The organism is Paraburkholderia atlantica (assembly GCF_009362785.1).
GTDB classification, from domain to species: Bacteria; Pseudomonadota; Gammaproteobacteria; order Burkholderiales; family Burkholderiaceae; genus Paraburkholderia; species Paraburkholderia atlantica.
The window spans coordinates 1-7000 of record NZ_WHNQ01000104.1; the positions used below are offsets into that span (position 1 = coordinate 1).

General features: G+C 57.6%; 5 protein-coding genes and 2 pseudogenes. 3 read left to right on the forward strand and 4 right to left on the reverse strand.

Features of this window, described 5'->3' with window-relative positions; translation table 11 throughout:
- Positions 1-274 (forward strand): transposase (locus GCT19_RS40360; protein ID WP_193727467.1); only part of this gene is annotated, 274 nt, incomplete at its 5' end.
- On the opposite strand, the gene GCT19_RS40365 is transcribed toward GCT19_RS40360, so the two are convergent.
- Both GCT19_RS40365 and GCT19_RS40370 read right to left on the reverse strand, forming a co-directional pair.
- On the reverse strand, positions 255-1292 hold the full coding sequence (locus tag GCT19_RS40365; RefSeq protein ID WP_152854978.1) for an IS110 family RNA-guided transposase: 1038 nt from the start codon (positions 1290-1292) through the stop codon (positions 255-257). The two genes, GCT19_RS40360 and GCT19_RS40365, sit on opposite strands and share 20 nt — an antisense overlap.
- Before the next feature lie 187 nt (positions 1293-1479).
- Positions 1480-2802 carry a glycoside hydrolase family 5 protein gene (locus GCT19_RS40370; protein ID WP_152854979.1) on the reverse strand — a complete coding sequence of 441 codons (1323 nt, stop codon included), beginning with the start codon at positions 2800-2802 and terminating at the stop codon, positions 1480-1482.
- Positions 2803-2885: 83 nt separating this feature from the next.
- On the opposite strand from GCT19_RS40370, the gene GCT19_RS40375 reads away from it, so the two are divergent.
- Entirely contained in the window at positions 2886-3638 is a 753-nt protein-coding gene (locus GCT19_RS40375; protein ID WP_227749484.1) for an IS5 family transposase, read from the forward strand.
- A 185-nt stretch (positions 3639-3823) separates the two neighbouring features.
- Here the strand turns inward: GCT19_RS40375 and GCT19_RS40380 are convergent, their stop codons facing one another.
- Both GCT19_RS40380 and GCT19_RS40385 read right to left on the reverse strand, forming a co-directional pair.
- Positions 3824-5356: a glycoside hydrolase family 28 protein gene (locus tag GCT19_RS40380; RefSeq protein ID WP_321576951.1), complete on the reverse strand. Its 1533-nt coding sequence runs from the start codon at positions 5354-5356 to the stop codon at positions 3824-3826.
- Positions 5357-5662: 306 nt separating this feature from the next.
- Positions 5663-6543 (reverse strand): annotated as a pseudogene (locus GCT19_RS40385) (ISL3 family transposase).
- Between the two features lie 191 nt (positions 6544-6734).
- Here GCT19_RS40385 and GCT19_RS40390 point away from each other — a divergent pair.
- Positions 6735-7000 (forward strand): annotated as a pseudogene (locus GCT19_RS40390) (IS110 family transposase); the annotation flags it as partial.

Below are 7000 nucleotides of genomic sequence, written 5' to 3' on the forward strand. Positions count from 1 at the left end.
CAGTGCGATGCTCGAGCAGTGGTGTACCAACGTGATGCGCTCCAAGGTTGAACCGATGAAGGAGGTCGCCCGCATGATACGCAAGCATTTCGACGGCATCGTCGCATGGACCCAGACGCGCCAGACCAACGGCTTTCTGGAAGCACTCAACGGCCTGTTTCAAGCCGCCAAGCGACGCGCTCGTGGCTACGCAAACCTCGAAACTATGCGCACCGTGCTGTTCCTGATCGCCGGCAAGCTCAACTTCGCGTCGATCAATCCGCACGCTGCATAACCCATTCAAATTTCAAAAGAGCCTCAAATGGCTTGTGTTCCCGAAGCATGTGGTAGCAGGCACGCGCCAGCTTGTGTGCCAGTGCCTTGATTGCGACGATCCCGTTTCGCGCGCGTTTCTTGCGCTCGTAAAAGCGCCTGGCTTCCGGACACGAACGGATGGCGAAGTTGGCGGCCTCGACAAACGCCCACGCCAGATACTTGTTGCCGTTCTTCGTATTGCCTTCGCCTTTCTTCCTGCTGTTGCTTTCACGCCGGCTGTCCACACAGCGGCAGTACGAACTGAAATTGCCAACCTTGGTGAAACGGGAGATGGTCCCGGTTTCCAGCATGATCGTGGTTGCGAGAACCGGACCAATGCCCGGCACCGTGTTCAGCAACGCGTAATCCGGACGCAGTTTCACCCGCTCCATGAGTCGCTTCTCGATGATCCCGATTTCCTCCTGCAAGGTTTGCATGACCGCGAGATTGGCTTGCATCGCGACCGTCACGTCAGCTGCAAAACCGAATCCATTCACCTGCATCTCATCCAAGCGCTTGACCCGCTCACCTTGCATCTGCCCACCAGTATGGCGTGAGAACAGATTCTCAATCGCGAGGATCTGGGCCGTACGACACTGCACCAGTTGGATCCGCTTGCGAGCGAGGTCACGCACCGGACGTTCTTCTGCTGGATAGATGTAGCCTTCAGGCAATAGTCCCAGACGCAGCAGTTGTGCGAGATGGGCGGCATCGGTGAAGTCACCACTGTATTTCAGTCCCTCGTACTGCCTGATCGCCGCGGGATTGGCCAGATGCACCCGGTAACCATCGTTCATCAGTTGGTCCACAAGCCAGTACCAGTTATACGTTGCTTCGATGACCACGCCCACCAGATCTTCGCGGTGCGGCGCCAGCGCCGGACGGATCTGCTCCGGATCGTTCGGCAACCGTCGCTGGTAGACAACCCGGTCAGCGTCATCGCTGACGACGACCACACTGTTGTTCGAGTGCAGGTCGATTCCACTAAACTTGCTCATGCCGGCCTCCTGTGCGTCACGTCGGTGTTCGCACCCTGACTGTACGCCGGCCGTTCGATTCGATCGGAGGGAGGTCGGCTATATGATTATCAAAACCAACCGGTTTGCGTCAAAAATGCATAGTCGCGTCCATGGCACGGGAACTCGTACCCATCCGGACAAAGCCCTTGAGAGGATCTTTCATTCTCTAGTCTGAGGCCTGATTCAGATATGGCATCAACACGAACATCTGCGGCTTGTCGACCCCATTGGTTGGTTCAATCGAATATGGATAGTTGCCCCATAGCGGACCACCTGCCCAATATGCAAATCCTGTCCACACATGGGCGTTCCCGTGCAGGAATGCCAACACATTGCCAAGAGCCTGGTTGCAGGTATCGTTTGCACCCGTGCCGATTTCTCCGAGGAACCCATGGTAACCGTTACTTTCCAACCACGTGGTGAAGTCTTGCAGACGCTCTACGCCGATGCTGGCGCTCACACAATCTGGCGAACTTCCCGCGCTGTTGCTGTCGAGATATTGATGCACCTCGAACACGAAGTTGTTCCCCGGATCCCTAACGTCCTTCATCACCGTTGCATTGGGAGTGCCGTACCAGTTCTGGGTCCAACTATGCGCCCCCGTCCACGCATTACCGGGTACGAACACCATATTGCTCGCGCCGGCAGCGCGTATCGCGGCCAACGCGGCGTTGGCCGCTGATAGCCATTGCTCGGTCGGCATGGAATTCGGCTCGTTCATCAGCCCGAACACAACTCGCTTATTGTCCTTGAATTGGGATGCGAGGCGCGACCAGAAATCGGCGTAGGCGCTATCAGGTACGGCGCTCGAGCCAATCACATTGCCGCGATAGCGTGCATAGTTGTGTGGATCTAACACTACGGTCTCGCCGGACGCCGTCACGGGTTTGACGAAGGCGACAAGGCGTGACAGCTCTGTGACATCAAACGGTCCGTTGAGGGTCGGCTGCAGCCGCTCCCAGAGAAAAGGCAGACGCACAATGTTCATACCTTTGTTCTTGTAGTAAGCCACACTGTCGGCAGTCGGATACCTATAGTCACTGCCATAGTTGCCCGGTAGGCTGGCAGGCGCGAACTCGGCGCCGGCCAAACTGACGCCACGCCAGAGCAGACCGCGAGTGCTCTGAAGCCGTTGGCAAACCTTCGGCGCACCGGAGAGCGGATTCTTCCCAAAGAAGCCAGAGTCACATCGCCCTGAATCATTTCCGGTTTTCTCGACCCAGACGGCGCCTGCACCAAAGCGCACGGTCTGCGCGGCGTCTACAGTGAGCGCGTCGCCCTCGTCAGCGATCGTCAGCCAGATAGGCGATCTTGAAGAGAAAGGTTTCGCCGTCGCGTTATTGACGCTGTCGGTGCGAGACTGGCTTTGCGGGGCGTACCCCCCGTTGTCGCCACCACACGCGCCGAGCAGGACAGTGATGAGAGCTGTCCCCAAAAAGTTGCGCCAACGCCCAGGTTCGATGAGCCAGCTTCCGGGTTCCAATTCCATGATGCAATGAACTCCACGACCAGGGTCTGTTTACATTCGATGTAAATGTGAGTACATCTTGTCTTTTGCGCGAGCAGGCCAAGATGGTTGGAACGTTACTGAGCGATGAAGTATGGGCACGAATCGAATCCGTCTTGCCCGGCAGGGAAGGCGATCCAGGGCGAACGGCGACCGACAATCGTCGGTTTGTTGAAGCTGTCCTCTGGATCGGCCGGACGGCTGCCCGTGGCGCGATTTGCCGAAGGCGTTCGGCAGATGGCATCGGTGTACGTGCGTTTCTCCCGGTGGCGTCGCAAGGGTGTGTGGGAAACCGTCCACGCTGTGGCCGACGAAACCGAGATCAAGCATGTGTTGATCGATTCGACCATCGTGCGCGCGCACCAGCATTCGTCCGGAGCTCGAAAAAAAACGGTCCGCAAGCGCTCGGTCGCTCGCGAGATGGATTGACCACCAAGTTGCACCTGGCTGTCGATGACGCCGGACGCCGCCTGCGGTTGATTGCCACCGAGGGACAAGTTTCCGATATCACGTGCGCGAACGAACTGGTTGAGCATCTGCGCACCGGTGCGGTCATCGCTGACAAGGGCTACGACTCGAACGCCTTTGTGGAAAGTATCCGCACTACTCGTGCGAAGGCCGTAATCCCGCCGCGTTCGAACCTGAAGACCAAGCGTCGCTATAGCCGCGTGCTGTATCGGACCCGGAACATCGCCGAACGCTTTTGCAGTCGTATCAAACATTTTCGTCGTGTCGTCACTCGCTACGACAAGCTCGCAGGGAACTATCTCGCCTTCGCTTCGCTTGTCTGTGCCTTTGGACCGCTCGTGAGAATGTGAACAGAACCTGGAGAATGAAAGGGACTTCCTCTCTCGCTGGTGTCGCTGAACGTTCGCAACGTCATCGTGGCACATTGATGCCGACTCGCGGCTTCCGCCGCAGCCTCGGGACGGGGAAGTCCCTACATCCGCTAAGCCTGTGCCTCGGAATGGAGTAAAGCATAAACGAATAAACAAGGACCAAATCAGATAGGTGAAGCCTGAACCACGGCATTGAGGGGAATGAAGGCGCCGCTGCAATCGACTGGCGCAGCTTGACCGGGTGATCCGGATACCTGAACGTCCCTGGACGTTGAGGTCACAATCTTGTCAGAAAAGCTCACTGGGCCGGGGCCGAGCGCATAGTGCGTTGCAAAACTTTCCGCGAGAGCTGGCTGATTATCATCGAACACCACGTTGTCCAGGCTGATCACGAGTGGATTCTTCTGCTTCTGGTTTTCATACCCCGAGAATGTCAGCCGTCCGCCCCCATACTTCTTGCTGCCGAGATAGTGAAATCGGTGGACGGCAATCTGAAGGAAGTTCGGGTACAGTGTGCCTGACGATGAGCTGTAATACGAGTCGAACACTAGTGGCTCCGCGACGTTGCGCATGCACACGTCGCTGTATGATACATCGCTCACCTTGCCACCTCGCGACGAACTAGACTTGATCCGCAAGCCGTTTCCGTTTGGACTGTCTCCTCCATCCATCGTTAGATCAATGATCGCGACGTTACTGATTCCCGCATTCGTCTCGCTGCCAATCGACATGCCGTGTCCATAGTAGAAGTGGTTATGCGCGAACATCAGGTTCTTGCTGCCAGGTGATGCACTAGCCTTGATGGCGACGTGGTCGTCACCTGTGCTGATATACGAATAAGCCAGCAACACGTTGCGTGACTGAGCGGGATCGAAACCGTCAGTGTTCTTCACGGTGTCCGGCGTGAAACATGTAGCGGGGGTCTTCTGGTCAGGTGTGGTGCCAGAGGGACAAGCATACCCGCTGACGCTGTACGCGAAGCTTGGTGCCAGGACCTTTATATTCCATGCGACTACTCCCGCAACGCCATCGGTGACAATATGGAAATTGGGCGAGTTCTGCAAGGTGATGCGATAGAGTGTGAAAGCGGAGCCTCCCGTCACCTGGACAAGCCGGGGATTTTGCTGGTGTAGTCCGGAGATCTTGTTTTGATAGGCGACGTCCCACCAGGTGCGCCTGCCCGCATTGGCGCCGCTGGTGAGCAAGCTGCCACCACGACCGTCGATGGTCCCGTCACCCAGAATCGCGCTGCCCGTAGTTGTCTGTGCAAGTATGAGCGGATTGCAAGATTTTTTATTTGATGTAGTCGCAGTACCGCACGTTCCCGCACCATTATCGAAGTCTGCGGGATTGCGAGAGGCGAATAGCGTCACGCCTCGGTCGATCCACAACGATACTCCGGATTTTAGCCTGAGCGGACCACTGAGAAAGCCGGTATCTCCTGATGCACCGGTGACAAGCTTAACCGCTTGGCCTGCCGGACAGGCGTCGATTGCGTCTTGGATGCGCGCGGTGTCCGGATTGGACGAAGATGCATTCGCGTCCCACATATCGATGGAGCCGTTGACCGGCGCAAGCGATGCTTCGAGCCGCCTGCAGACGGTTGCAGGTAGTGACGGTTCGTTGACTGTGCCCCATTGTGTCTTTACGGGCCGTAACTTGTCCGCTGACGTGGATGCCAACGCGGGCGCAATCACGAGAAGTGACCGATGAGGCCTGAGGTGTTTCACCACCTGTCCCACAAAGAGCGCGCGGTCCCTACCGGAACGTACACTTTATGCGAACACATGTTGCGCTCCAGATCGGGGGCGTCTACTATTATCAGACAAAACTGAGTTGTCGCTTACCCTTCTGAACGATCGCGCGTAAAACTTGCGAACCGTCCCTCTGAAAATCTTCAGACGCCTTTACTGGCGAGGGGCGCGCCCGTATGTGTGCAGGTGGAAGACCACCGTTCGAATACAATCGTAAGAGAAATGTGGCTCAGTTGAGATTTGAGTGGGTTATGCCGCGTGCGGGTTGATCGAAGTGAAGTCGAGCTTGCCGGCGATCAGGAACAGCACCGTACGCATGGTCGTGAGGTTGGCGTAACCGCGCGCGCGTCGCTTGGCGGCCTGAAAAAGGCCGTTGAGGGCCTCCAGGAAGCCGTTTGTCTGACGCGTCTGGGTCCAGGCGACGATGCCGTCGAAGTGCTTGCGGATCATGCGCGCAACCTCCTTCATGGGTTCGACCTTGGAGCGCATCACGTTGATACACCACTGCTCGAGCATCTCGGAGACGACGTTGATCTGCTTGCGATCGAGGATGTCGCGCAATTGCTCGCGATAGAGCCAGGCCCGGGCGGTGCGCTTGGTCGTGACGTTAGCAACGAGCGCGTCCAGATCGGCACGCTGCGCCACGCTCAGCCGATCGCGGTCCTTGAGCAGTGCCCAGCGCAGGCCCTTGAGGGCCGGGTCGGTCTTCTGTTCGAGCCGCGCGTCTTGTCCAGAGCAAACGATGCCTGAGCGACAACGTGGAATTTGTCGAAGGTGATGCGGGCGTTGGGCAGGTGCTCGCTGACGCCCTTGATGAAGGCAGGCGACATGTCGATGCTGACCGAGGTGATTTGCCCGGGCGTGGCGTTGTGCGCTTGCAGATGGGCGGCAAACTGCTCGATGGTGGCGGCGTCCCGGCCTTCGGTAACGAACACGACCTTGCGTTGCTTGGCGTCGGCCACGAGAGTCAGATAGTTGTGCCCACGCTTATAGGAGGTCTCGTCCACGGCAGCGTTCGTCACGTCCGACAGATCGATCTCGGCCAACGCCAGTTCGACGTAGCGCTTGCAGATCGCGTGCACGCGGTGCCACGACTCGCCGACGGCGCGGGCCACCGCAGCAAAAGGCATTTGCGCCACTGTGATGGACTTGTGGGACTTCGGTCAAAGCGACGTACGCTACTCGATTGCTCATCCGGAATGGCCGAGCGCAATGGAGGTCGCCCCTGGCATTCACATCTACGACCTCCCCCCCTGTAATGGGATGGTCACCCCCTCCCCGCAGCAGGAGTACTCTGCCGGGATTCCTTGGGAGATCTGCCATGCAAAACGTCACATTGGTCGGTATTGATCTGGGTAAGCACGCTTTTCACCTTCATGGTCAGGATGCGGCGGGTAAAGCGGTGTTTCGCAGAAAGTTATCGCGCAAGCAACTGATTGAGTTCTTCGCCACGCTCCATCCATGCACGATAGTCATGGAGGCGTGTGCTGGTGCGCACTGCATGGCACGCAAGATCGCCGAACTCGGGCACGAGGCAAAGCTGATCTCGCCGCAGTTCGTACGCCCGTTCGTGAAGAGCAACAAGAA